Source organism: Salmonella enterica subsp. diarizonae, assembly GCF_008692785.1.
Classification (GTDB): Bacteria; Pseudomonadota; Gammaproteobacteria; order Enterobacterales; family Enterobacteriaceae; genus Salmonella; species Salmonella diarizonae.
This window is the reverse complement of the sequence record NZ_VXJV01000006.1, coordinates 323,043-349,605: the sequence shown is the minus strand read 5'-3', so window position 1 is coordinate 349,605 and position 26,563 is coordinate 323,043. Positions and strand designations below refer to the sequence as shown.

Here is a 26,563-nt window from a genome sequence, read left to right as displayed (position 1 = left end):
TACCCATTGCTCGTAGGCCGGATACGGCAAACGTGATTACTTCGCTTTACCCTGATTCGCCACGGCAGCCGCTTTCGCTGCGATCTCGTCAGCATTGCCCAGATAGTAGCGTTTTATCGGCGTAAAGTTTTCGTCGAACTCATATACCAGCGGCACGCCGGTCGGGATGTTTAACTCAAGAATCTCATCTTCACTCATGTTATCCAGGTATTTCACCAGCGCACGCAATGAGTTACCGTGAGCTGCGATGATCACGCGCTCACCGCTCTTCATACGTGGCAGGATGGTGTCGTTCCAGTAAGGAATAACGCGGTCGATGGTCAGCGCCAGGCTTTCGGTCAGCGGCAGTTCTTTCTCGCTCAGTTTGGCATAACGTGGATCGTGACCCGGATAACGCTCATCATCTTTGGTCAGTTCCGGTGGCGTCACGGCAAAACCGCGGCGCCACTGCTTAACCTGCTCGTCACCATATTTTTCTGCCGTTTCCGCTTTATTCAGCCCCTGCAATGCGCCATAGTGACGTTCATTGAGTTTCCAGGATTTTTCCACCGGCAGCCACGCCTGATCCAGTTCATCCAGTACGTTCCACAGCGTATGGATAGCGCGTTTCAGTACGGAAGTGTAGGCAAAATCAAAGCTGAAACCTTCTTCTTTTAGCAGTTTACCTGCTGCTTTTGCTTCGCTTACGCCTTTTTCAGACAGGTCAACATCATACCAGCCGGTGAAACGGTTCTCTTTGTTCCATTGACTTTCACCGTGACGTACCAGAACCAGCTTAGTTACAGCCATACTCTCACTCCTATAAATCATATGTAATGATAATAATTCTCATTATATTGCCGTAATGCATCAGCGGCAACGCTTATCCTTATACAATAGCGAAAATTGGGCTTGAGTGTAAGGTATGTGTTAATGAGAGGTTGTGTTTAGGTACTAAGAGTGAGAATCCATCAGGCATAACCCAGGTCATCAGACCAAATTAAATCTTGCCGCTATTGGTGACTAAACAAGCTATTCGCGAAGATTCTCTCACCTTGCTCATTGGCTTAGCACTTCTACTTAATTCCCTGAAATGTGAAAATCGTCATGTCAAAAGGTCAATGAAAAAGAATTTATGGATCTGGCTCATTACTGCCTTTTAGGGGCCTCATGTATCCTGTTTGTCATTCAGAGAGAAATATTCAGTTTGTGTTTTTATCCGTCAAAGAGATTTACATTTTTTCCATATCAAGTGTTCCATTTGAGGGTATTCATTATGTCTGGCGCAATAAGTTCTCTGGAAAGGGTGATTTTACCTGTTGCGGTAACGCTGGGTAAACAGATACATGTTAACGCTATTAAAAATGGTTTTATCAGGCTAATGCCATTAACGCTTGTTGGAGCGATATTTGTTCTGATAAATAATGTTTTGTTGAATTTTGGTGAAGGATCATTTTTCTGGTCTATGGGTATTCGCCTGGATGCGAATACTCTTGCATCACTGGAACAACTAAAAGTTATAGGCAGTAGCGTATATAATGGAACGTTGGGAATAATGTCATTGATGACGCCATTTTTTATTGGCATGGCGTTGGCTGAAGAGCGTAAAGTGGATGCGCTCGCTGCCGGCTTATTATCGATTGCCTCTTTTATGACGGTTACGCCGTTTACAGTAGGAGATGTTAGCGCTATTGGCGCAAACTGGCTTGGCGGCGCAAATATTATATCGGGTATTATTATTGGTCTGGTCGTTGCTGAGATATTCACTTTTATTATCCGTCAGAACTGGGTTATCAAATTACCTGACAGCGTACCGGAATCGGTTTCGCGCTCATTTACGGCATTAATCCCAGGTTTTATTATTCTTTTCATGATGGGACTGATTGCATGGGGGCTGTCGTTGGCTGGCACCCATTTTCATCAGGTGATTATGAATTCGATTGCGACACCACTAGCGTCGCTCGGTAGCATCGTTGGATGGGCATATGTGATATTTAATGCCTTACTGTGGTTTTTTGGCGTACATGGAGGACTGGCATTAACTGCGCTCAATAGTGGAATTCTGGGCCCATGGGGAATGGAAAATATGGCGACCTATACTGAGTATGGTTCTATCGACGCAGCGCTGGCTGCGGGTAAAACCTTTCATTTCTGGACCGGGCCAATGTTGGAGTCTTACGTCTATCTCGGCGGGACTGGTGCAACGTTGAGTCTGATTTTCGCTATTTTTATCGCCTCACGCCGTGCTGACTATCGGCAGGTAGCTAAGATGGCATTACCCTCCGGACTGTTTAATATTAATGAGCCGATTCTGTTTGGCCTGCCCATTATCATGAATCCGGCGTTAATGATTCCCTTCGTACTCATTCAGCCTATTCTGGCTGGTATCACATTATTAGTCTATTCAGTAGGTATTATTCCACCCTCTACAAATTTTGCGCCGTGGACAATGCCAGTAGGGCTGGGGGCATTCTTCAATTCTAACGGCAGTATCGCTGCACTCATTATGGCATTAGTGAACCTTGCCATAGCGACCTTAATTTATCTCCCTTTTGTCATTATTGCCAATAAAGCACAAAACATTATTGATGAGGATGAGAGCGAAGAAGATATCGCCAATGCCTTAAAATTTTGATGAGGTGTGAACATGGAAATCAACACGGTACATGAAAGCCAGTTTTTAAAAGGTAAAGATTTTTATTTCTTTATTTTGGACAAAACGGAGAGTGTGAGTGGACTGCATCAGCATGACTACTATGAATTTACGCTAGTTCTGACAGGAAGCTGTAGTCAGGAGATAAATGGTAAACGTGTAATGCTGGAACGTGGTGATTTTGTCTTTATCCCGGTAGGGTCTTACCATCAAACGTTTTATGACTATGGAGTTACGCGAATATTAAATATGGGGGTAGGTAGACGCTATTTTGATGAACACTATCTGGCGATACTCCCGTCATGTTTTGTGGCGTCTCAGCCTTATGCAATGTCTAATGCTTTCTTAACTTTTATAGAGCAGACCTTATCAACAATGGATATTCATCAACGAGAATGTGATGAGTTCAATAAATTACTCACTTTTTATATCGTCAATCGTTTGCAGCATTATGAGGATAATTCACGGTCGGATGCAATACCCGGCTGGCTAAAACAACTCGTCAGCGACATGCACAAAAAATCAATGTTTTCCGATGATGCGTTGAATAATATGGTAAGGCTTTCCGGGAAAACGCAATCTTATCTTACACGGGCTACTAATCGTTATTATCACAAGACGCCCGGTCAGATAATAAATGCTATTCGGATCAACTATTGTAAAAAACAACTGGAGACCACTAATTTTTCGGTTGCTGATATTGCTTTTGAGGCCGGATTTAGTAGTCCTGGAATTTTTATCAATAACTTTAAGAAAATGACCTCATTCACCCCAGGCAATTACCGACGGAAATTGGCGAGCTCACAGCAGGAGTATATATGAAAAAATTAAAAGTAGTGACTATTGGAGGAGGAAGTAGTTACACTCCTGAACTTCTTGATGGATTTATTAAACGCTATGATGAGTTACCTGTCAGTGAGTTATGGCTGGTGGATATCGAAGAAGGTAGCGAAAAACTCGATATTATTTTTGCGCTTTGCCAACGTATGGTCGCACAGGCGGGAGTGCCGATAGCGATTTATAAAAGTTTAAATCGACAGGAAGCGTTAAAGGATGCGGATTTCGTCACAACACAATTCCGGGTTGGTCAGCTAAAGGCGCGTGAGCAGGATGAGCGTATCCCACTGGCACATGGTTATCTTGGGCAAGAGACTAATGGTGCGGGCGGGTTATTTAAAGGGTTACGCACCATTCCCGTTATTTTTGATATTGTGAAAGATGTCCAGCAGATTTGTCCTCAGGCGTGGATTATTAATTTCACCAACCCTGCCGGAATGGTAACAGAAGCCGTCTATCGACATACTCGTTTCAAACGTTTTATTGGCGTCTGCAACGTCCCGGTAGGGATGCGGATGCTCATTGAGGACCTTCTGTCATTAACAAAAGAAGACTCTCTTTCTATCGATCTGTTTGGCCTCAATCATTTAGTATTTATCGGCAATATTTGGGTAAACGGGCAGTCACGTTTTGCTGAGGTAATGAATCTGGTAACATCCGGTACTATAAGCGGCAGTTCGGTTAAAAACATATTTAGCCTGCCATTTAGTGGAGGGCTACTGCGTTCGCTCAATTTACTGCCATGCTCCTATCTACTTTATTATTTTAAATCTAAAGAAATGCTGGCAATAGAAATGGGAGAGTATTACAAAGGCAGTGTTCGTGCGCAGGTTGTACAGAAATTGGAAAAACAGCTATTCGGGATTTATAAAAAGCCTGAACAGAATAGTAAGCCTGCGGAACTGGAATCTCGTGGTGGTTCTTATTATTCCGATGCGGCGTGTGAGGTTATCAATGCAATTTATAATGATAAACAAACGGAACATTATATTAACGTGCCTCATCATGGTCATATCAACAATATTCCTGTGGACTGGTCCGTAGAAATGACCTGCCTGTTAGGCAAGAATGGGGCTACACCGCATCCACGCATCACACATTTTGACGAGAAAGTTTTAGGATTAATTTACACGATAAAAATTTTTGAAATTGCAACCGCCAATGCGGCCTTGAGCGGACGAATGGATGATGTATTACTGGCGCTCAATCTCAATCCTTTAGTCGGTTCAGATCAGGGCGCTGAAATATTGGCGCGGGAGATGCTGCTTGCTAACCAGCCGTATTTGCCTCAATTTGCTGATGCGATCAACTTGCTTCGCCAGCGAGATCATTAATAGAAGGTCAGAATAATGACGAAACTGTTAATTGTTAATGCCGATGATTTTGGTTTAAGTCCTGGCATAAATTACGGCATTATTGAAGCGCATCGTCACGGGTTGGTTACGTCAACAACGGCTATGATGAATGCCGATGGTATTGAACATGCGGCAGCAATTAGCGCCGATTTTCCTTTGCTTGGCGTGGGGTTGCATTTTGTTCTCAGTTTTGGCGCGCCATTGTCCAGTATGCCTTCGCTGGAAAGAGAAGGTATGCTGGGGAAATGGCTCTGGCAGGCCGCCGCACAAGGGAAAATTCAGGATGATGAACTAGTGACTGAATTACACAGGCAGTATGAAGGTTTTGTCCGGCTCTTTGGACGAGCGCCTACGCATATTGATAGCCATCACCATGCGCATTTTATTCCCCAGGTCTGGAAGCATGTTGTACGATTTGCGGGAGAAACCGGACTTCCGTTGCGTCTCGATCGACAGCATGCTATTTCTACGCAAGGCGTAAAAGGCGTTGATAACTTTATCAGCAATTTTTATGCAGAGAATGTCTCAGCCCATTTTATTCTTGCGGCTTTGACACGCGCAGCAACAGGGAAAGAACAGTCCGTTGAGCTGATGTGCCACCCGGGATTTATCGATAAAATTGCTCTGCAAAGCAGCTATTGTTATCCGCGATTGGATGAGCTGGACGTGCTGACGTCAGCGACGTTGAAACAAGATATTCTGGCGCAAGGTTTCCGCCTGGGAACCTACAACGATCTGTAATAAATAGCCCGGCGGATTAGCGTCGCCGGGCATATCGTCAGGACGGAATAAACTGATACTCGGTCAGGCTGGCGTACTCCTCGCCGGGGCGAAGGATACAGTCAGGCTGCGGCCATTCAGGATGATTCGGGCTGTCCGGCAGCAGTTCGCTTTCCAGCGCCAGCCCTTGCCAGTCTGCATAAGGTTCTGGCCCGCGGGCAGGCGTACCCGCCAGATAATTGCCGGAATAAAACTGTAGCGCCGGGGCAGTGGTGTAAACCATCATTTGTAGCTTTCCATCCTGTGACCACAGACGGGCCGCCGGCTTTTTTCCATCACCCTGCGTCTGTAGCAGGAAAGCATGATCGTAGCCTTTAACCTTGCGCTGATCGTCATCGGCGAGAAACTCGCTGGCGATGACTTTTGGCATCCGGAAGTCAAATGAGGTGTTGGCCACCGATTTTAGCCCCTGACGTGGAATACCGTATTCATCTACTGGCAGATACTCATCCGCCAGAATTTGCAGCTTATGTTGACGCACGTCGGTCCGATCGCCGTCCAGATTAAAATAGACGTGGTTAGTCAAATTCACCGGACAGGGTTTATCGACCGTCGCACGGTAGGTGATGGAGATTCGATTGTCATCGGTCAGACGATATTGCGCCGTGGCGCAAAGATGGCCGGGAAAGCCCTGGTCGCCGTCATCAGAGGTGAGCGCGAATAATACCTGGCGATCGTTCTGATTCACAATTTGCCAGCGGCGCTTGTCAAAGCCTTCCGGTCCACCGTGTAGCTGGTTTTCGCCCTGGCTTGGGCTTAACTGTACGGTTTCGCCGGCAAACGTATAGCAGCTATTGGCGATACGGTTCGCGTAACGGCCAATAGAGGTGCCGAGGAACGACGTCTGTTCAGAATAGTGTTCCGGGCTGGCACAGCCCAGCAATGCTTCCCGAACGCTGCCGTCAGACAGCGGAATACGGGCAGAAAGAAGAGTGGCTCCCCAGTCCATCAGCGTTACCACCATCCCTGCGCTGTTGCGCAGGGTTAACAGGCGGTACGGCTGACCATCGGGGGCTAGTGCGGGCGTTTCATTTAGCACTGTCCTGCTCCTTGCGACGGTTTGCATACATAAAAGGTTTCTTTGATACCGGTTTTCGCTTCGTACTGCTGCGCAACGGCCTGCTGAACGGCGGGAACCAGATCTTCCGGGATCAGCGCGACAACACATCCACCGAAGCCGCCGCCGGTCATGCGCACGCCGCCTTTATCGCCGATGGTCGCTTTGACGATGTCTACCAGCGTGTCTATCTGCGGGACGGTAATTTCGAAATCATCGCGCATCGAGGCATGGGATTCCGCCATCAGTTGGCCCATACGTTGCAAATCACCTTTCTCCAGCGCGCTTGCTGCTTCAACGGTGCGCGCATTTTCGCTCAATACATGGCGAACGCGTTTTGCGACTACCGGGTCCAGCTCGCTGGCAACGGCATTGAACGCCTCGAGGCTGACATCGCGCAGGGCCGGCTGCTGGAAGAAACGGGCGCCGGTTTCGCACTGTTCACGGCGGGTATTATACTCGCTGCCCACCAGAGTGCGCTTAAAGTTACTATTGATGATCACCACGGCGACGCCTTTCGGCATGGAAACCGCTTTGGCGCCGAGCGTACGGCAATCAATCAGCAACGCATGATCTTTTTTGCCGAGCGCAGAGATGAGCTGGTCCATAATGCCGCAGTTACAGCCGACAAACTGGTTCTCGGCCTCTTGTCCGTTGAGCGCAATTTGCGCGCCGTCCAGCGGCAGGTGATAAAGCTGCTGGAAGACGGTGCCCACCGCCACTTCCAGCGAGGCGGAGGAGCTTAACCCGGCGCCCTGCGGCACATTGCCGCTGATGACCATATCCACGCCGCCAAATGCGTTGTTACGCTGTTGCAGGTGTTTCACTACGCCGCGCACATAGTTAGACCACTGCTGGCTGTCGTGGGTCACGATCGGCGCATCCAGTGAAAATTCGTCCACCTGATTATCGTAATCGGCGGCAATCACCCGCACGGTACGATCGTCGCGCGGCGCACAGCTAATTACGGTCTGGTAATCGATAGCGCAGGGCAGAACAAAACCATCATTGTAATCAGTGTGCTCGCCGATCAGATTGACGCGGCCTGGCGCCTGAATCGTGTGGGTGGCAGGGTAGCCGAAAATTTCAGCAAACAGAGAGCGCGTTTTCTCTTTCAGATTCATTTTTATACTCCGGATTCGCGAAAATGGATGTCGCTGACCGCACGCAGGCGTTCAGCCGCTTGTTCTGCGGTTAAATCACGCTGGGTTTCCGCCAGCATCTCATAGCCGACCATAAATTTACGGACGGTCGCAGAGCGCAGCAGCGGTGGATAAAAGTGCGCGTGCAACTGCCAGTGCGCGTTTTCTTCACCGTTAAACGGCGCGCCGTGCCAGCCCATTGAGTAGGGGAAGGAACACTGAAACAGGTTGTCATAACGACTGGTCAGCTTTTTCAACGCCAGTGCCAAAGAGTCGCGCTGCTCGTCGCTTAAATCGGTAATGCGCAGGACATGCGTTTTGGGTAACAGTAGCGTTTCGAACGGCCACGCCGCCCAGTAAGGCACCACCGCCAGCCAGTGTTCGGTTTCGACCACGGTACGGCTGCCGTCCGCCAGTTCTCGCTGTACATAATCCACCAGCATTGGCGAACGCTGCTCGGTGAAATAGGCTTTTTGTAAACGATCTTCGCGTTCGGCCTCATTTGGCAGAAAGCTGTTGGCCCAGATCTGTCCATGCGGATGCGGGTTCGAACAGCCCATCGCCGCGCCTTTATTTTCAAAGACCTGCACCCACGGATAGGTTTTGCCTAACTCGGCGGTCTGCGTCTGCCAGGTTCTCACGATTTCCGTCAGCGCGGGCAGGCTCAACTCCGGCAGCGTTTTACTGTGATCGGGAGAAAAGCAGATCACGCGGCTGGTGCCACGCGCGCTCTGACAGCGCATCAGCGGATCGTGGCTGTCCGGCGCATCCGGCGTGTCGGCCATCAGCGCCGCGAAATCGTTAGTAAAGACGTAAGTCCCTTTGTAATCGGGATTTTTATCGCCAGTCACACGCGTATTGCCCGCGCACAGGAAGCAGTCCGGATCGTGCGCCGGTAGTATTTGCTGAGACGGCGTTTCCTGCGCCCCCTGCCAGGGGCGTTTTGCGCGATGCGGCGAAACCAGAATCCACTGACCGGTAAGCGGGTTATAACGACGATGTGGATGAGCGATGGGATTAAATGGGGTCATAACAACATCCTTAATCTGGGTATCCCTGCGGATGGCGTGACTGCCAGTGCCAGGTGTCCTGCGCCATTTCGTCAAGCGTGCGGGTGACACGCCAGTTCAGCTCGCGATCGGCTTTGCTGGCATCCGCCCAATACGCTGGCAGATCGCCGTCGCGACGCGGTGCGAAGTGGTAATTAATGGGCTTACCGCAGGCTTTACTAAAGGCGTTGACCACATCCAGTACGCTACTGCCGACGCCAGCGCCGAGGTTATAAATATGTACGCCGGGTTTGTCCGCCAGTTTTTCCATCGCCACGACGTGCCCGTCGGCTAAGTCCATAACGTGAATGTAATCGCGCACGCCGGTGCCATCTTCGGTCGGGTAATCGTTGCCGAAAACGGCGAGCGATTCGCGACGACCCACGGCGACCTGGGCGATATAGGGCATCAGGTTATTCGGAATACCTTGCGGATCTTCTCCCATGTCGCCCGACGGGTGCGCGCCGACCGGGTTGAAATAACGCAGCAGCGCAATACTCCACTCCGGCTGGGCTTTTTGCAGATCGGTGAGGATCTGTTCTACCATCAATTTACTTTTGCCATAGGGGCTTTGCGGCGTGCCGGTAGGAAAACTTTCGACGTAAGGAATTTTGGGCTGATCGCCATAAACAGTGGCGGAGGAGCTAAAAATAAGGTTTTTAACGTTGGCCGCACGCATTGCGCTGATCAACCGCAGCGTACCGTTGACGTTGTTGTCATAGTACTCCAGCGGCCTGGCGACCGATTCGCCGACGGCTTTCAGGCCGGCAAAGTGAATCACGGTATCAATCGCGTGATCGTGCAGAATTTCGGTTATAAGCGCTTCGTTGCGAATATCGCCTTCGACAAAGGTCGGGTGCTTACCGCCCAGACGTTCGATAACGGGCAGTACACTGCGCTTGCTGTTGCAGAGGTTATCGAGGATGACGACGTCATGACCATTTTGCAGCAATTGCACACAGGTATGACTTCCAATGTAACCGCTACCACCTGTAACCAATACTCTCATAATTCGCTCCGTTAAGCATATGGTATGGAATAACCATAGCATAACAAAGATGCGAAAAGTGTGACATGTAATAAATTAGTGGAATCGTTTACACTTGAGTTAGCTCACAAATAGTCGCCAATAATTTGATGATAAATCAATGGATTTTAGAATGATCACGCCTTTTATCTGAAAAAGCACGAAAAAAGGGCGCTTCACACGCCCCGGTTGGCATTAAGGTAACGTAGATTGCCGATAGAGATAGTGGTCGCCTTCTGGCACAAATTCCAGCCGATGGGTAATACAGGCAGGCGCATCCTCTGCATGATGGGAAACGAACAGCAGTTGGGTCTCTCCCTGGAGAATTAATACATCGACAAAACGGCGTACCAGTTGGCGGTTCAGCGGGTCGAGCCCTTGCAGCGGCTCATCCAGTATCAACACTGTCGGATGCTTAACCAGCGCGCGCACGATCAGCGCCAGCCTCTGCTGTCCCCAGGAGAGGCTGTGGAAGGGGGCATCCGCCGTACGCTTATCGATTCCCAGAATATCCAGCCACTGTTGCGCCAGCTTTCGTTGCCTGTCTGAAACGGCCTGGTAAATGCCGATAGAATCGAAATAGCCGGAGAGAACTACATTGCGCACCGTGGTACTGACGCGGTACTCCAGATGTAAACTGCTGCTGACGTAGCCGATATGTTTTTTGATATCCCAAATCGTTTCGCCGCTTCCTCGCCGCCGACCGAACAGAGTGAGATCGTTGCTGTAGCCTTGCGGATGATCGCCAGTAATAAGGCTAAGCAGCGTAGACTTACCCGCCCCGTTAGGACCGACGATCTGCCAGTGTTCGCCCGGATTTACTCGCCAGCTTAGATGGTGGAGGATAGGGCGATCGTTATACGAGACCACGCCATCGTTAAGTACGATCCGTGGTTCGCCATCGGGTAACGCATGGCGGGCGGGAGGTTCGTCCGGTTCGGGTAATTGTACGTCGGCCAGACGCTCGCTGTGCGCGAGTTGAGCGACCAACGCCCGTTGCAGCAACTCTGCCGTCGTTCCGGTTTCCGCCAGCGTACAGTCGGCAAGCACGCCGGCAAACTGAACAAAGTCCGGGATTTCATCAAAACGGTTGAGTACCAGCGCCAGGGTAATACCCGCCTGGCTCAACGCCGTCAGGCGTTGAGCCAGTTGTTGACGGGAGACCACGTCAAGCCCGTCGAACGGTTCATCGAGGATCAATAAATCCGGCTCAGACATCAGCGCCTGACACAGCAGCGCTTTCCGCGTCTCGCCGGTAGAAAGGTATTTAAAACGCCTGTCGAGTAAAGCGGAAATGCCGAACTGCTGCGCCAGCATCTCACAGCGGGCGGGATGGTGAACATCATCCTGAATAATTTCCGCGGTAGTGCGCCCGGTATCTTCTTCGCCAGGACTGAGCATATCGGTGTTATTACGTTGCCACTCATCGCTGACCAGCTTTTGCAATTGTTCAAAGGACAGACGAGTAATGCGGGTAAACCGACACTGGCGTTCGCCTTTTAATAGCGGCAGTTCACCCGCCAGCGCGCGGGCGAGCGCCGACTTCCCGCTCCCGTTAGCCCCAACGAATGCCCAGCTATCGCCCGCATTTAGCGTTAGCGAATCCAGATGAAGTGTTTTTGTATCGCTCAGACGAAACGTGCCTTGCGAAATTTGCAATGATGACATTTTGCATCCCATTTTTTGCAGCGATGAATGACAGGGATACGTCTTTCGGCAACGGATGTCAATGTGCTTAGCACAACGTCGCAATAATCACTCTGTCCGCATTAAACCAGGCAATAACGTCATCGCCTTCCTTTAACGTAGCGGCATCCGCAGTGGGTATAGTGGCGCACAGCGTCTGGCCGTCCGGCAGCGCCATCAACACTTCACACTGTTCTGCGCCGCGCTCAATATGGCTAATCGTTCCCGACAACTGATTGTCAGCGGCGCGCGCAATGGTTGCATCCCGGGTAATGCCAACCCACGGCGCTTTTAGCAGGATCAGCACTTCTTTACCTTCCTCCAGACCGAGTCGTTCGCCGCTTTGTGCCGTCAGCGCGACTTTGAGCCGCGTTTCGCCGTCGGCCAGCAATACGTCGACATGCTGTTGTACCTGATCGCGATCGCGTGCGGTAATGGTGCCGAACCACTGGTTGCGGGCACTGGTTTGCAGTGAAAAGCGGGAGATGGCGGCCAGCAGACTGTCAAGCGGCAGGGCGTCATCGTCGCTTAACACATCGAACGCTTTTTGCTGAATTTGGCCCAGCAGATCGTAAAGCTGGATCAGACGCTGGCCATAGCGGGTTAATACCGCGCCGCCGCCGCCTTTGCCGCCCGTCGCGCGTTCAACCAGCATATGTTCGCTAAGCTGGTTCATGTCATTTATCGCATCCCAGGCGCTCTTATAGCTGATTCCCGCGTCTTTCGCGCCCTGACTAATAGAGCCGGAAAGCGCAATGTGTTTCAGCAGAGAGATACGTCGGGGATCGGCAAAAAGCTTTTGCTGAAGTTTCAGGGTAAGAAGGATTTCGGCCTGCATAACCAGCTCCTGGTAAAAAGGCTATTGTGACTGAAAAGCGCGCCAGCGCAAAGCCGACCGCACAAAAGGGGAGTGCTTTTCTGGGTTATGCGGTTAGAATATAAAAAGGACTATATCTGGAGTTGCCCATGTTAGAGTTATTAAAAAGTCTGGTATTTGCCGTCATCATGGTACCGGTAGTGATGGCCGTCATCCTCGGTCTGATTTACGGTCTGGGTGAGGTGTTCAACATTTTTTCCGGTATCGGTCAGAAAGACCAGTCCAGACAGAACCGCTGATTTCCCCAAACGCCCGCTCAGTCGGGCGTTTTTGTTACTCAAGATCCTGCTTTTCCTGCCGATATTTTCTGTGTTTAATCGTTAATGGGTATGAATAACCGCTGGGAAACCCCTGGAATTATCGTTATATTATCATTTACATAACGGAACACAAAAGGAGTTACAGATGGCTCATTCCTGGTTACGCCTGGTCGCAGGGGCTACATTATCTTTCGCCATCGCTGGTCATGCGCTGGCGGATGAAGGCAAGATTACCGTATTTGCCGCCGCGTCGCTAACGAACGCGATGCAAGACATTGCGGCAGAATATAAAAAAGAGAAAAATGTGGATGTGGTCTCCTCATTCGCCTCCTCTTCAACACTGGCGCGCCAGATAGAAGCGGGCGCGCCGGCGGACCTGTTCATCTCTGCTGACCAAAAGTGGATGGATTACGCAGCCGATAAAAAAGCGGTGGATACCGCGACGCGTGAAACATTGCTTGGCAACAGCCTGGTGGTGGTGGCGCCGAAAGCCAGCGAGCAGAAACCGTTTACCATCGACAACAAAACGGACTGGATTCGTCTGCTGAACGGCGGGCGTCTGGCGGTGGGCGATCCGCAACACGTACCGGCGGGAATTTATGCCAAAGAAGCGCTGCAAAAGCTGGGCGCATGGCAAACGCTTGAACCGAAACTGGCGCCGGGCGAAGATGTGCGCGGCGCGCTGGCGCTGGTCGAACGTAACGAAGCGCCTTTGGGCATTGTATACGGTTCTGATGCGGTCGCCAGCAAGGGAGTCAACGTGGTGGCGACGTTCCCGGAAGATTCACATAAAAAAGTGGAATACCCCATCGCTATCGTGGAGGGGCATAAAAATGCGACCGTCAGCGCGTTCTATGATTACCTGAAAGGACCGCAGGCCTCGGCAATCTTTAAACGTTATGGATTTACGACGAAGTAATGATACTGACCGATCCAGAATGGCAGGCTGTCTTTCTTAGCCTGAAAGTGTCTTCCCTGGCCGTGCTGTTTAGCCTGCCGTTTGGGATCTTTTTTGCCTGGTTACTGGTGCGATGCCGGTTTCCGGGCAAAGCCTTACTTGATAGCGTCCTGCATCTGCCGCTGGTGCTGCCGCCGGTGGTGGTCGGCTATCTGCTGCTGGTGTCGATGGGGCGACGCGGGTTTATTGGTCAGTGGCTGTATGACTGGTTCGGTCTCACGTTTGCCTTTAGCTGGCGCGGCGCCGTGCTGGCGGCGGCGGTGATGTCCTTCCCGCTGATGGTGCGGGCCATTCGGCTGGCGCTGGAGGGTGTGGATATCAAGCTTGAACAGGCCGCCAGAACGCTGGGCGCCGGGCGCTGGCGCGTTTTTCTGACTATCACCTTACCGCTTACCCTGCCGGGCATTATTGTCGGTACGGTGCTGGCGTTTGCCCGTTCGCTTGGCGAATTTGGCGCGACCATTACCTTTGTTTCCAATATTCCGGGCGAAACCCGCACCATACCTTCCGCCATGTATACCTTGATCCAGACGCCTGGCGGGGAGAGCGCGGCGGCGAGGCTGTGCGTGATTTCGATTGTATTAGCTCTGATTTCGCTGCTGATTTCTGAATGGCTGGCGCAGATTAGCCGTGAACGGACGGGGCGCTAACCATGCTGGAGCTTAATTTTTCCCAGACGCTGGGAACGCACTGTTTAACCCTCAACGAAACGCTGCCAGCCAGTGGAATCACGGCTATCTTTGGCGTCTCCGGCGCAGGAAAAACCTCGCTGATTAATGCCATCAGCGGTTTGACTCGCCCGCAAAAAGGACGCATTGCGCTGAATGGCCGGGTGTTGCATGACGCGGAAAACGGCATCTGTTTAACGCCGGAAAAACGCCGCATCGGTTATGTTTTCCAGGATGCGCGCCTGTTCCCTCATTACAAAGTACGCGGCAATTTGCGCTATGGCATGGCGAAAAGCATGAGCGGTCAGTTTGACAAACTGGTGTCACTGCTGGGAATTGAGGCGTTGCTTGACCGCCTGCCGGGGAGCTTGTCCGGCGGAGAAAAACAGCGCGTGGCGATAGGCCGGGCATTGCTCACCGCCCCGGAGCTGTTGTTGTTGGACGAACCGTTGGCCTCGCTGGATATCCCGCGTAAACGCGAATTACTGCCGTACCTGCAACGGCTGGCGCGGGAAATCAATATTCCCATGCTGTATGTCAGCCATTCTCTCGATGAAATTCTCCACCTGGCGGATAAAGTCATGGTGCTGGAAGACGGTCAGGTTAAAGCGTTTGGCCCGCTGGAAGAGGTCTGGGGCAGCAGCGTCATGCACCCGTGGCTGCCAAAAGAGCAACAGAGCAGTATTCTGAAAGTTAGCGTACTGGAGCATCACCCGCATTACGCTATGACCGCCCTGGCGCTTGGCGACCAGCACCTGTGGGTGAATAAACTCAGTCAGCCGCTGCAATCCACGCTGCGTATTCGTATTCAGGCGTCGGATGTCTCGTTGGTACTACAGCCGCCGCAGCAGACCAGTATCCGCAACGTATTGCGGGCAAAAGTGGCGAATTGTTATGACGATAACGGACAGGTGGAAGTCCAGCTTGAGATAGGCGGTAGAACGCTGTGGGCGCGAATAAGTCCATGGGCCAGGGATGAGCTGAGTATCAAGCCTGGCCTGTGGCTTTACGCGCAGGTGAAAAGCGTTTCTATCACCGCCTGACTATAGCAGGTGCGTGTAAATAAATTTTGCGATGCTATCGGTGGTGTTATCGCCGATCACGACGTCAGCGCGCGCTTTCACTGCATCGTCGGCGTTCCCCATCGCAACGCCGGTGCCTGCCGCCTCCAGCATACTGATGTCGTTGTAGTTATCGCCGAAAGCGATCACATTCTTCATTGACCATCCCTGCGCTTCTATCCACTGGGTAAGGCGCTTGCCTTTACTATTGCCCTGGCGAGCGATATCCACCTGATCGTGCCATGACCATTCGCACTCCAGGCCAAGCGCCTGTTCAACATGCTGACCGAACCGCTGTAGCCTGGGAATATCTTCATCGGTAAGCGCAAACTTCCACACGGCGTTCACGTCGCGCGCCGCCTGCGCCAGCGAAGAGACCTGCGTAAAGGTCGGACGTTGTTCCGGCGGCAAGGTTTGCGCCCACCGGGAGGTACGCACGACGTGACCGGTCGGGCGCTCGTAAAGCATAGCGTCATCAACATACATCAGGCCGTGAATCTGATGCTCATCCAGTAAATCAATCAACTGCAACGCCTTATCCACGGGCATAGGATCGGCATCCAGCACCGTTTTCGCTTGATAATCATACAAATAGGTGCCGTTGCAGCAAATAGCAGGTGTTTCCAGCGCCAGCGCCTGATAAAAAGGATGAATAGCAACATGATGGCGGCCGGTAACGATGATAAGTTGAAAGCCCGCTTCTCTGGCGCGTGAAAGCGCATCGAGTGAGGAGGGGAGTAAGGTTTTTTGCGGAGTTAATAACGTTCCGTCTAAATCGAGGGCAATCACGCGTGCAGTCATAATTTTTTCCAGATTAAGAGTAATAATTCCGTCTGTCGGCATGGTACACCGGGACGGTAAGCAGACAAAATTCTGCGTCTGAATTCAGCATTTGCCGTCAAAAGCGACTACGTTAAGCTGTATCCTGTCATTGCAGCTACATGCCATATGCAAAGGAGTATTCATGAAACAAACAGTCTATACCGCCAGTCCTGAGAGTCAGCAAATTCACGTCTGGAGCCTGAATCACGAAGGGACGCTGACACTGGTGCAGGTAGTGGATGTGCCCGGTCAGGTTCAGCCGATGGTGGTCAGTCCGGATAAACGCTACCTCTATGTCGGCGTGCGCCCGGAGTTTCGTGTGCTGGCGTATCGTATTGCGCCGGATGATGGCGCGCTGACGTTTGCCGCCGAATCCGCCCTGCCGGGTAGCCCGACCCATATTTCTACCGATCATCATGGTCGTTTTGTCTTTGTCGGATCGTATAACGCCGGTAATGTCAGCGTGACGCGCTTACAGGATGGTCTGCCGGTTGAGCTGGTGGATGTGGTGGAGGGGTTGGACGGATGTCACTCGGCGAATATTACGCCTGATAACCGTACTCTGTGGGTGCCTGCACTGAAACAGGATCGCATTTGTCTGTTTACGCTAAGCGATGACGGTCATCTGGTGGCCCAGGAGCCGGCGGAAGTGAATACGGTTGAAGGGGCTGGCCCGCGCCATATGGCCTTCCACCCGAATCAACAATATGCGTATTGCGTCAATGAGCTGAACAGTTCGGTGGATGTCTGGCAGCTTAAAAATCCGCATGGCGAGATAGAGTGCGTACAAACGCTGGATATGATGCCCGCCGATTTTTCCGATACGCGCTGGGCGGCGGATATTCATATTACGCCGGATGGACGGCATCTGTATGCCTGTGACCGCACCGCCAGTCTGATTACCGTCTTCAGCGTCTCCGAAGACGGCAGCGTACTGAGCGTTGAAGGCTTCCAGCCGACGGAAGCCCAACCGCGCGGCTTTAATATCGATCACAGCGGGAAATACCTGATTGCTGCGGGTCAAAAGTCACATCATATCGCGGTCTATGAAATTACAGGCACCCAGGGACTGCTGACGGAAAAAGGTCGTTATGCCGTCGGCCAGGGGCCGATGTGGGTTGTGGTGAACGCGTACTAAAGACGCTGTCTGCCGGATGGCGGCGGCGAGCTTGTTAAACAACTGCTGAATGATACCTGGGATATTGATTATCCCGATGTGGTCGCCGTGTATCTGACCGGCCAGCCGGCGGCGTATGTAGGGCCGCAGGATGTTGCGTTGGCGATGATCGCGCTGCCTTTCCACCCCAGCAACGTCTATGAAAGCGATACTTTAAATGAAAATCTGGCGGATATTCTTCGCCAGACGGAAATAGAATCGGCGCGCATGACGCAGCAGACGCTTATTTATGGACCCAACATTAAAGACTGGCTGGCGTCAGGCACGCTGACAGAGAATACTCTATTCAGGGTCTGCTCGAAAATTCTCGATAAGGTGACTACCACCGACGAGTCGCTCCCTTCCGGCGAGACTTCCTCTTACCGCTCAAATCCGGTGGGGCTGGCGGAATTTACCCTCTCGCACCGCGTCCGGGCTATGTCGGCAGAAGTAAAGCCGTCGCCGCGCTGGAAAAACGGCGACAGGACGGCGAGGCCGCCGAACTGGCCCCGATGTTCGCGTGTATTCAGCAGATTGCTGGTCAGGAAAATGTACGCCCCGAGGATACCGGGATAGGGAGCCTGATTTATGCCGTTAAACCGGGGGACGGCTCGGTGCGGGAACAGGCGGCAAGCCTGATCAATTTCAATAAACACCGCTTGCAGTAAAACCACGGGCCGCCGCATCTGATGCGGCGGCCCGTTTATAAGCCTGAACCGGAACTGCGATTACTGCTTAGGTTCCGCCACCACGTTACTGCCTACACCGCGGTTGTTGTATTCCCACATGCGGTTGTAGTTAGTGTCGTTCAGATTACGCTGCACCTCGCCTTTGTCATCCACGGTTCCCGTATTTCCGGCAAACGGACGTTTCGAGATGACCGCGTCGGCCCACGGTTTGGCGACGTTGAAGCCCTCGTTAATCACGCTGTCGCGGATCACCACCTGACCGTTGGTGTTGGCGTCGACATCCAGCGAGCGGCCAAGCTGCGCAACGCCATCGCCGGATGCGTTAAAGCGGCTGTTGATCGCCAGGAAGCCATAGTAAATATTGGACAGCGTCGCCGGGGCGAAGACGTAGGCTTCCTGCTGTGTGCGTGAGTTGACGACCTGGAAGTTGGTGTTATCGAACACCACGGCGCCGCGTCCGGAAACCATATCCACATCACCTTCAATATAGCTATTCGTCACCAGCGTACGCGGCTGGCGATCGGTTTGCAGACGGTTCTGCACGCCGCTGTTGGTCACAAAGAAGGTGTTCTGGCGGCCAAGGATATTTACCTTGTTAATCTGGACCTTATCGCCATCGGTACGCAGCGCCACCGCCGGATGGTTTCCAGCATCGACGCTGTCGCCCAATGTGTTTTCGATGGTCAGATTCTGTAGCTGCAGACCGTTATTCTGCGACCAGAACGCGGCAGAACACATCACACCGATCGTCGTAGCGTGTTTGCTTTGGCAGTTATCGAACATATACCAGGCGGGTTTACCTGGCATATATTTCCCGCCGGGATTCACCGCGCGGCGCCAGTCAGCGGCACTCATTTCACCATCAATCGCCATACCAATTTTCACATCGATCGGTTTTTCACCGGTCCCGTACAGGGTCAGACTTCCCGGCGCGGCGGGAACATACACGGTCCCCTGATAGTCGCCCGGCATAATAGCGATGTACTGGCGTTTGTTCGTGCGTTTAACCATTGCCGCATCGACGGCGGCCTGAATCGAGGTGTGCGTAACGCCAGGCGTACCTGCCGGACCCACGACAAAGTCAGGCTGCGCGGGTAGGGTAATCGGCGACGGCGACCACGGGGCGGTATTCGGCGTCAGGGAGGCAAAATAGTGCGCCGCAACGAAGTTTTTCGCTTCCTTTGCCGACAGAATCGGGCGCGAGGCGGTGCCAGGCGCGGTTTGATCGGAAGGGATCTGATCGGGTGGCGTAGAGCTACAGGCGCTCAGCGTCACGCCAAAAGCCACTGCCAGCGCCAGACGGGAAACCGATAATGTATTCACAGGTTGCTCCGGGCTTGAAAAAGTTAAATGACATCCATTGAAGCCTGCTTTTTTATACTAAGTTGAACGAAACGGGAAGGCGAAAAGGTAAAAAGTTCCTTTTCAGGCTGGAAACACCTTTAGCATCAGATGGTTTTGTCACAATTAAGTAACAACTTTCGCACTTTGAGTTGACAATCTGGAGCAGAAAGAAAATAAATGTCTATACAACTCATGACAGGCAAGAGAGCGACAGGAATGCGGCAACTTTTACCGGGCGATACTGTCTGGCGAAACATCAGGCTGGCGACAATGGACCCGCAGCGGCAAGCCCCGTATGGGCTGGTGGATAACCAGGCGCTGATTGTGCGCGGAGGGCATATTTGCGATATCGTGCCAGAGACGCAGCTTCCCGTCAGCGGGGACAATATTCATGATATGCAGGGACGACTGGTAACGCCGGGACTTATCGATTGCCACACGCATCTGGTGTTTGCCGGCAACCGCGCCGGAGAGTGGGAGCAGCGGCTTAACGGCGCGTCATACCAGCATATTAGCGCTCAGGGCGGCGGCATTAACGCGACGGTATCAGCGACCCGCGCCTGTGCGGAGGAGACGCTCTATTGGCTGGCGCGCGAACGCATGATGCGTCTTGCCAACGAAGGCGTCACGCTGCTGGAGATTAAATCCGGCTACGGTCTGGAACTGGCGACAGAAGAAAAGCTGTTGCGCGTCGCTGCAAAGCTTGCCGCCGAAAACGCTATCGACATTAGCCCCACGCTGCTTGCCGCTCATGCCACGCCAGCGGAGTATCGTGACGATCCGGACGGCTACATCGCTCTGGTCTGCGAGACGATGATTCCGCAGCTATGGAAAAAAGGGCTATTTGATGCGGTAGACCTCTTTTGCGAGAGCGTCGGCTTTAATGTGGCGCAGAGTGAGCGCGTATTGCAGACGGCGCAGGCGTTAGGTATTCCCGTTAAAGGCCATGTTGAGCAGCTTTCGCTATTGGGCGGCGCGCAGTTAGTGAGTCGTTATCAGGGCTTATCGGCGGATCATATCGAATATCTTGATGAAGCGGGCGTCGCGGCGATGCGTGACGGCGGTACTGTCGGCGTGCTATTGCCCGGCGCGTTTTATTTTCTGCGCGAGACGCAGCGTCCGCCAGTGGAACTGCTACGCCGCTATCAGGTGCCTGTCGCCGTCGCCAGCGATTTCAATCCCGGCACCAGCCCGTTTTGCAGTTTGCATCTGGCGATGAACATGGCCTGCGTACAGTTTGGTCTGACACCGGAAGAGGCATGGGGGGGCGTTACACGCCATGCCGCACGCGCGCTAGGAAGACAGGCGACGCATGGGCAGATCAGGGCCGGCTACCGGGCGGATTTTGTCGTATGGGATGCTGAACAACCGGTAGAGATAGTGTATGAGCCGGGACGTAATCCTTTATATCAGCGGGTATACCGGGGGCAAATCACATGATGCAATGGTATCCGGCTTCCCTGGCGCTTTGGCAGGGGCGCGATGACAGCACAGAAGCGCCGGATGCACGGCGTCTGTTTCAGACCGTAACGCGCAGCGAGGCTTTTGTGCCCGAAAACTGGCCGCAACAGATCGCGTTAATGGGATTTGCCTGCGATGAAGGGGTAAAACGCAATGCAGGCCGTCCCGGCGCGGCAGGCGCCCCGGACGCGTTGCGTAAAGCGCTGGCGAATATGGCCTGCCATGATGGTCATGAGCGGCTGGTGGATTTAGGCAATTGGGTTGCGCCGACGCCCGATCTGGAAGGCGCGCAGCAGGCTTTGCGCGATGCGGTAAGCCGTTGTCTGCGGGCCGGGATGCACACGCTGGTGCTGGGCGGCGGTCATGAAACCGCGTTTGGACACGGCGCGGGTGTGCTGGACGCGTTTGCGCAGGAGAGCGTAGGGATCATTAATCTTGATGCGCATCTGGATCTCCGTCAGGCCGATCGGGCGACGTCCGGTACGCCGTTTCGTCAACTGGCGCAGCTATGCGACGCGCAGCGCCGCGCGTTTCATTATGCCTGTTTCGGCGTGAGCCGTGCGGCGAATACGCGGGCGTTATGGCGGGAAGCGACGCGGCGGAATGTTACCGTGGTGGAGGATCTGGACTGCCATGACGCTCTGGCGCAGATGACGCAGTTTATCGACAAGGTGGATAAAATTTATCTGACTATCGATCTCGACGTATTGCCTGTCTGGGAAATGCCGGCCGTCTCCGCTCCCGCCGCTCCGGGCGTGCCGCTGATACAGGTTCTGCGTTTAATTGAGCCGGTTTGCCGCAGCGGAAAATTACAGGCGGCGGATCTGGTTGAATTTAATCCACACTTTGATGAAGATGGCGCAGCGGCGCGCGTGGCGGCGCGGCTTGGCTGGCAAATTGCGCACTGGTGGCGTTAATCTGTCATCCCGGAAAATACTATCTGCATAAGGAAGGCTTCACGCATGTATTCATCCCGATCCCGTTCTGCACCTGCCCCTTTTTACGAAATGGTGAAACAGGACATCTGTAAAAAAATTGCCGGCGGCGTCTGGCAACCGCACGATCGCATTCCGTCTGAAGCCGAGCTGGTCGCCCAGTATGGCTTTAGCCGAATGACCATCAACCGGGCGCTACGCGAGCTGACGGATGAAGGGTGGCTGGTGCGTTTACAGGGCGTGGGGACGTTTGTCGCCGAACCAAAAGGCCAGTCCGCGCTGTTTGAAGTCCGCAGTATCGCCGAGGAGATTGCCGCCCGTCATCATCAGCATCGTTGTGAGGTACTGACGCTGGAGCGCGTGCGGGCAAACGTCGTACAGGCCAGCGCTCTCAACGTCAATGAGAGCGATGTCATTTTCCATTCCATCATGGTGCATTATGAAAACGATCTGCCGGTACAAATTGAAGATCGCTGCGTGAATGCGGATATTGCCGTGGATTACCTGACGCAGGATTACCGTCAGACCACTCCACACGCTTATTTGTCGCGGATCGCGCCGCTAACGGAAGGGGAACATATTGTGGAGGCGGTGCGCGCCACGGCGCAAGAGTGCGCGTGGTTAACTATCAAAGAGCATGAGCCCTGCCTGCTCATTCGTCGTACGACCTGGTCCGCGTCGCAGATTGTCTCTCACGCCCGCTTACTTTTCCCCGGGGCGCGCTACCGGTTACAGGGACGATTTATCTCCTGAGCGGGCCGCTGCCGGAAAACGTGATTGCTGACACAATATAACGAAATTGTATTATTTTTGTTAATTTTATTCTTGTTCTTACTTGTATAGACAAGTATATGTCTGGTTCTTATCTGTGGGTCTGCGGCAGTGCCTGATAGTGACGTTTTAGCGTTATTCGGCGATGGCAGACCGATAATAATGAGGAGTCATTGCTATGCCTGAAAGTAAGTGTCGTCAGCAGACTATCCGCGCTCCCAGAGGCACGGTATTAACGGCGAAAAGCTGGCTAACTGAAGCCCCGCTGCGGATGTTAATGAATAATCTTGATCCTGATGTGGCGGAAAATCCGCATGAGCTGGTGGTCTACGGCGGAATTGGTCGCGCCGCGCGCAACTGGGAATGCTATGACGCTATTGTTGATTCGCTAACCCGGCTGGAGGCGGACGAAACGTTGCTTATTCAGTCTGGCAAACCGGTCGGCGTATTTAAAACGCACGACAACGCGCCGCGGGTATTAATCGCCAACTCCAACCTTGTCCCCCACTGGGCGACATGGGAACACTTTAACGAACTGGATGCGAAAGGGCTGGCGATGTACGGTCAGATGACGGCCGGAAGCTGGATCTATATCGGCAGCCAGGGAATCGTGCAGGGAACATATGAAACCTTTGTCGAGGCGGGGCGTCAGCACTATAACGGCACGCTGGCGGGACGTTGGGTGCTTACTGCCGGACTGGGCGGCATGGGCGGCGCGCAACCGCTAGCTGCGACGCTGGCCGGAGCGTGTTCGCTGACGATTGAATGCCAGCAAAGCCGTATCGATTTTCGTCTGCGTACTCGCTACGTGGATGAGCAGGCCGCCACGCTGGATGACGCTCTGGCCCGCATTACGCACTACACCCGCGAGGGGAAAGCCGTGTCCGTGGCCCTGTGCGCGAACGCGGCGGATATCCTGCCGGAGCTGGTTAATCGTGGCGTGCGCCCGGACCTGGTGACCGATCAGACCAGCGCCCACGATCCGCTACATGGCTATTTGCCTTCCGGCTGGCGCTGGGAGGAGTATCAGGAAAACGCGCAATCCGATCCCCAGGGGACGATGCAGGCGGCGAAACGTTCAATGGCGGCGCACGTTCGGGCGATGCTGGCATTCAGTAAAATGGGCGTGCCGACCTTTGACTATGGCAACAATATTCGCCAGATGGCGAAAGAGATGGGGGTGGAAAACGCCTTTGATTTTCCGGGATTTGTGCCAGCCTATATTCGTCCGCTTTTTTGTCGAGGAATCGGGCCGTTTCGCTGGGTGGCGTTGTCCGGCGATCCGCAGGATATCTATAAAACCGATGCCAAAGTCAAAGAGATAGTGGCTGAGGATAAACATCTGCATCACTGGCTGGATATGGCGCGCGAGCGCATTCATTTTCAGGGACTACCGGCGCGTATCTGCTGGGTAGGCCTGGAGTGGCGGCAAAAACTGGGGCTGGCATTCAACGAAATGGTGCGCTGCGGCGAGGTATCCGCGCCCATTGTGATTGGCCGCGATCATCTGGATTCCGGTTCTGTCGCCAGCCCTAACCGTGAAACCGAAGCGATGCGCGACGGTTCCGACGCGGTTTCCGACTGGCCGTTGTTAAATGCGTTGCTCAATACCGCCAGCGGGGCGACATGGGTATCGCTCCATCATGGCGGTGGGGTGGGGATGGGTTTTTCGCAACACGCCGGTATGGTGATTGTCTGTGATGGCACTGACGAGGCCGCTGCGCGTATTCGCCGCGTGTTACACAACGATCCGGCGACGGGCGTCATGCGCCATGCCGATGCCGGGTATGATCTCGCGGTGGAATGCGCTGTTGAGCAAGGTTTACATCTACCCATGGTTGCGGCGACGCAGGGGAAAGGCTGATATGAATACCATGACACTCACTCCGGGGCAGTTAAGCCTCTCTCAACTGTACGACGTCTGGCGTCATCCGGTACAGCTTCGCCTGGACGCCAGCGCCATTGACGGCATTAATGCCAGCGTCGCGTGCGTCAATGGTATCGTTGCCGAAGGGCGTACCGCCTACGGCATCAACACCGGTTTCGGCCTGCTGGCGCAGACGCGCATCGCCGATGAAGACTTGCAAAATCTACAGCGATCGCTGGTGTTGTCTCACGCAGCGGGCGTAGGCGACCCACTGGATGACGCGATGGTACGTCTGATCATGGTATTGAAAATCAATAGTCTGGCACGCGGGTTTTCCGGGATTCGGTTGAGCGTGATAGAAGCGCTCATCGCTCTGGTGAATGCCGGAGTGTATCCGCTGATTCCGGCAAAAGGGTCGGTCGGCGCGTCGGGCGACTTAGCGCCGCTGGCGCATCTGTCGCTGACGCTGCTTGGCGAAGGAAAAGCGCGCTGGCAGGGCGAATGGCTTCCGGCGCAGATGGCGCTAAAAAAGGCCGGACTGGAGCCTGTCGCGCTGGCGGCCAAAGAGGGGCTGGCGTTGCTTAACGGCACCCAGGCGTCAACGGCCTTCGCGCTGCGCGGCTTATTTGAGGCGCAGGAGTTATTTGCCTCCGCCGTCGTCTGCGGCGCGCTGACCACCGAAGCCGTACTGGGATCGCGCCGTCCTTTTGATGCGCGTATTCATGCCGCGCGCGGACAGCAGGGGCAAATTGACGCCGCGCGGTTGTTCCGGCATCTGTTGACCGATACCAGCGCCATTGCTGAATCACATCACCATTGCAATAAAGTTCAGGACCCGTATTCCCTTCGTTGCCAGCCGCAGGTGATGGGCGCTTGTCTGACCCAGTTACGCCAGACGAAAGAGGTGCTATTAGCTGAGGCCAACGCGGTGTCCGATAATCCTCTGGTCTTTGCCGATGCGGGGGAGGTGATCTCCGGCGGTAATTTCCATGCTGAACCGGTCGCTATGGCGGCGGATAATCTGGCGCTGGCGATAGCGGAAATCGGCGCGCTGTCGGAGCGGCGCATCGCGCTGATGATGGATAAACATATGTCGCAGCTACCGCCGTTTCTGGTGAAAAATGGCGGCGTTAATTCCGGTTTTATGATTGCCCAGGTCACCGCCGCGGCGCTCGCCAGCGAGAATAAAGCGCTGGCGCACCCGCACAGCGTGGATAGCCTGCCGACCTCGGCGAATCAGGAAGATCATGTCTCAATGGCCCCGTCGGCAGGGCGGCGACTCTGGGAAATGGCGGCGAATACCCGCGGCGTCATTGCCGTGGAGTGGCTGGCTGCCTGTCAGGGGATAGATTTACGGGAAGGGTTAACCTCCAGCCCGTTACTGGAACAGGCGCGGCAGATACTGCGCGAACAGGTGGCGCACTATACGCAGGATCGTTTTTTCGCGCCCGATATTGAGTGTGCGACGACGCTGCTGGCGCAAGGCGCGTTACAGCGTCTGGTGCCGGACTTTATGTGAATGCTGCCGCATGGCGAGGCGGTTACTCGACCTACCCAACCCGTTGGCAGGGTAAGACGTTTACGCCGCCATCCGGCACAGCGTTTAACTGAACATCGCCGTTATCGAGGCGCTGGCGAGCGAATGGAAATGCACGTTAAAGCCAACCATTGCGCCGCTGGCGTCTTCATCAACGTCAAGACGTTCGACGTCCAGCGCGTGAACCGTAAAGATATAGCGATGCGTTTCCCCTTTAGGCGGCGCCGCGCCGCCGTAACCCGCTTTACCGAAATCGGTACGCGTCTGAATGACGCCGTCTGGTACGGCCACCAGACCTGAGCCGAACCCCTGGGTCAGTACGCGTGTATCCGCCGGGAGGTTAACCACCACCCAGTGCCACCAGCCGGAGCCGGTTGGCGCGTCAGGATCGTAACAGGTCACGACAAAACTTTTGGTGCCCATCGGTACTTCGTCCCAGGCCAGATGTGGCGAAATATTATCGCCATCATAGCCCATACCGTTAAAAACGTGACGATGAGGAAGTTTATCCCCATCGCGCAGATCGTTGCTGATAAGTTTCATGCGCTCTCCTTTTGACTCACCAGAAGTGTAGCCAGAAGCCGCGCCGCTT

The 26,563-nt window shown here is 53.6% G+C and carries 24 protein-coding genes and 1 pseudogene; 15 read left to right on the top strand and 10 right to left on the bottom strand.

The genetic code is table 11. The annotated features are described in order from the left end of the window. Positions 1-36 precede the first annotated feature (36 nt). Positions 37-789 carry a 2,3-diphosphoglycerate-dependent phosphoglycerate mutase gene (gene gpmA, locus F4V72_RS14760; protein WP_023248204.1) on the bottom strand — a complete coding sequence of 251 codons (753 nt, stop codon included), beginning with the start codon at positions 787-789 and terminating at the stop codon, positions 37-39. 466 nt (positions 790-1,255) lie between these two features. Here gpmA and chbC point away from each other — a divergent pair, with 466 nt between their 5' ends. From chbC to chbG, 4 genes are read left to right on the top strand one after another with little or no spacing between them, the layout of a single operon-like run. After that, positions 1,256-2,614: a PTS N,N'-diacetylchitobiose transporter subunit IIC gene (gene chbC, locus F4V72_RS14755; RefSeq protein WP_023248203.1), complete on the top strand. Its 1,359-nt coding sequence runs from the start codon at positions 1,256-1,258 to the stop codon at positions 2,612-2,614. A gap of 12 nt (positions 2,615-2,626) precedes the next feature. Beyond that, on the top strand, positions 2,627-3,454 hold the full coding sequence (gene chbR, locus F4V72_RS14750; protein WP_023248202.1) for a transcriptional regulator ChbR: 828 nt from the start codon (positions 2,627-2,629) through the stop codon (positions 3,452-3,454). Further along, entirely contained in the window at positions 3,451-4,803 is a 1,353-nt protein-coding gene (locus tag F4V72_RS14745; RefSeq protein WP_070801865.1) for a 6-phospho-beta-glucosidase, read from the top strand. Before chbR ends, F4V72_RS14745 begins: the two co-directional genes overlap by 4 nt. A gap of 15 nt (positions 4,804-4,818) precedes the next feature. Continuing rightward, complete coding sequence (gene chbG / locus F4V72_RS14740; protein WP_079817489.1) at positions 4,819-5,565, top strand: chitin disaccharide deacetylase; 747 nt, start codon at positions 4,819-4,821, stop codon at positions 5,563-5,565. Between the two features lie 37 nt (positions 5,566-5,602). On the opposite strand, the gene galM is transcribed toward chbG, so the two are convergent. From galM to modE, 6 genes are all read right to left on the bottom strand, one after another. Beyond that, on the bottom strand, positions 5,603-6,643 hold the full coding sequence (galM, locus tag F4V72_RS14735) for a galactose-1-epimerase (protein WP_136058404.1): 1,041 nt from the start codon (positions 6,641-6,643) through the stop codon (positions 5,603-5,605). Continuing rightward, on the bottom strand, positions 6,637-7,785 hold the full coding sequence (gene galK, locus F4V72_RS14730) for a galactokinase (protein ID WP_079795965.1): 1,149 nt from the start codon (positions 7,783-7,785) through the stop codon (positions 6,637-6,639). Before galK ends, galM begins: the two co-directional genes overlap by 7 nt. A gap of 2 nt (positions 7,786-7,787) precedes the next feature. After that, entirely contained in the window at positions 7,788-8,834 is a 1,047-nt protein-coding gene (gene galT / locus F4V72_RS14725; protein ID WP_136058403.1) for a galactose-1-phosphate uridylyltransferase, read from the bottom strand. A gap of 10 nt (positions 8,835-8,844) precedes the next feature. Continuing rightward, positions 8,845-9,861: a UDP-glucose 4-epimerase GalE gene (gene galE, locus F4V72_RS14720; protein ID WP_053510119.1), complete on the bottom strand. Its 1,017-nt coding sequence runs from the start codon at positions 9,859-9,861 to the stop codon at positions 8,845-8,847. Positions 9,862-10,074: 213 nt separating this feature from the next. Then, positions 10,075-11,547: a molybdate ABC transporter ATP-binding protein ModF gene (modF, locus tag F4V72_RS14715; RefSeq protein WP_136058402.1), complete on the bottom strand. Its 1,473-nt coding sequence runs from the start codon at positions 11,545-11,547 to the stop codon at positions 10,075-10,077. Positions 11,548-11,614: 67 nt separating this feature from the next. Continuing rightward, complete coding sequence (gene modE / locus F4V72_RS14710; RefSeq protein WP_023248194.1) at positions 11,615-12,403, bottom strand: molybdenum-dependent transcriptional regulator; 789 nt, start codon at positions 12,401-12,403, stop codon at positions 11,615-11,617. Between the two features lie 128 nt (positions 12,404-12,531). Here modE and F4V72_RS14705 point away from each other — a divergent pair, with 128 nt between their 5' ends. From F4V72_RS14705 to modC, 4 genes are all read left to right on the top strand, one after another. Continuing rightward, a complete protein-coding gene (locus F4V72_RS14705) occupies positions 12,532-12,681 on the top strand; it encodes an AcrZ family multidrug efflux pump-associated protein (RefSeq protein ID WP_053510115.1) in 150 nt (49 codons plus the stop codon). Between the two features lie 166 nt (positions 12,682-12,847). Then, positions 12,848-13,621, top strand: coding sequence for a molybdate ABC transporter substrate-binding protein (gene modA / locus F4V72_RS14700; protein ID WP_023248192.1), 774 nt, complete (start codon positions 12,848-12,850; stop codon positions 13,619-13,621). Then, positions 13,621-14,310, top strand: coding sequence for a molybdate ABC transporter permease subunit (gene modB, locus F4V72_RS14695; RefSeq protein ID WP_136058401.1), 690 nt, complete (start codon positions 13,621-13,623; stop codon positions 14,308-14,310). Before modA ends, modB begins: the two co-directional genes overlap by 1 nt. A gap of 2 nt (positions 14,311-14,312) precedes the next feature. Continuing rightward, positions 14,313-15,371 (top strand): molybdenum ABC transporter ATP-binding protein ModC, encoded by a 1,059-nt coding sequence (gene modC, locus F4V72_RS14690; RefSeq protein ID WP_023248191.1) that lies wholly within the window; start codon positions 14,313-14,315, stop codon positions 15,369-15,371. Here the strand turns inward: modC and F4V72_RS14685 are convergent, their stop codons facing one another. Continuing rightward, on the bottom strand, positions 15,372-16,190 hold the full coding sequence (locus F4V72_RS14685) for a pyridoxal phosphatase (protein ID WP_063390949.1): 819 nt from the start codon (positions 16,188-16,190) through the stop codon (positions 15,372-15,374). It abuts the gene before it with no gap. A gap of 163 nt (positions 16,191-16,353) precedes the next feature. Between F4V72_RS14685 and pgl the strand changes: the two genes are divergently transcribed. Both pgl and F4V72_RS14675 read left to right on the top strand, forming a co-directional pair. After that, positions 16,354-17,349 (top strand): 6-phosphogluconolactonase, encoded by a 996-nt coding sequence (gene pgl, locus F4V72_RS14680; RefSeq protein WP_053510113.1) that lies wholly within the window; start codon positions 16,354-16,356, stop codon positions 17,347-17,349. Between the two features lie 15 nt (positions 17,350-17,364). After that, a pseudogene (locus tag F4V72_RS14675) lies at positions 17,365-18,002 on the top strand (hypothetical protein); the annotation flags it as partial. 93 nt (positions 18,003-18,095) lie between these two features. Here the strand turns inward: F4V72_RS14675 and F4V72_RS14670 are convergent. Further along, complete coding sequence (locus F4V72_RS14670) at positions 18,096-19,379, bottom strand: putative acyl-CoA thioester hydrolase (protein WP_023248186.1); 1,284 nt, start codon at positions 19,377-19,379, stop codon at positions 18,096-18,098. A 237-nt stretch (positions 19,380-19,616) separates the two neighbouring features. Here F4V72_RS14670 and hutI point away from each other — a divergent pair, with 237 nt between their 5' ends. The 5 genes from hutI (at position 19,617) to hutH (ending at position 25,953) form a co-directional block, all read left to right on the top strand. After that, complete coding sequence (gene hutI / locus F4V72_RS14665; RefSeq protein ID WP_136058618.1) at positions 19,617-20,840, top strand: imidazolonepropionase; 1,224 nt, start codon at positions 19,617-19,619, stop codon at positions 20,838-20,840. After that, entirely contained in the window at positions 20,837-21,778 is a 942-nt protein-coding gene (hutG, locus tag F4V72_RS14660) for a formimidoylglutamase (protein ID WP_023248184.1), read from the top strand. Before hutI ends, hutG begins: the two co-directional genes overlap by 4 nt. A gap of 45 nt (positions 21,779-21,823) precedes the next feature. Continuing rightward, on the top strand, positions 21,824-22,549 hold the full coding sequence (locus F4V72_RS14655) for a histidine utilization repressor (RefSeq protein ID WP_136058400.1): 726 nt from the start codon (positions 21,824-21,826) through the stop codon (positions 22,547-22,549). Between the two features lie 196 nt (positions 22,550-22,745). Beyond that, complete coding sequence (hutU, locus tag F4V72_RS14650) at positions 22,746-24,431, top strand: urocanate hydratase (protein ID WP_053510107.1); 1,686 nt, start codon at positions 22,746-22,748, stop codon at positions 24,429-24,431. A 1-nt stretch (position 24,432) separates the two neighbouring features. Continuing rightward, positions 24,433-25,953 (top strand): histidine ammonia-lyase, encoded by a 1,521-nt coding sequence (gene hutH / locus F4V72_RS14645; RefSeq protein WP_070801867.1) that lies wholly within the window; start codon positions 24,433-24,435, stop codon positions 25,951-25,953. A gap of 84 nt (positions 25,954-26,037) precedes the next feature. On the opposite strand, the gene F4V72_RS14640 is transcribed toward hutH, so the two are convergent. Then, entirely contained in the window at positions 26,038-26,514 is a 477-nt protein-coding gene (locus tag F4V72_RS14640; RefSeq protein WP_000767415.1) for a kinase inhibitor, read from the bottom strand. Between the last annotated feature and the right edge of the window lie 49 nt (positions 26,515-26,563).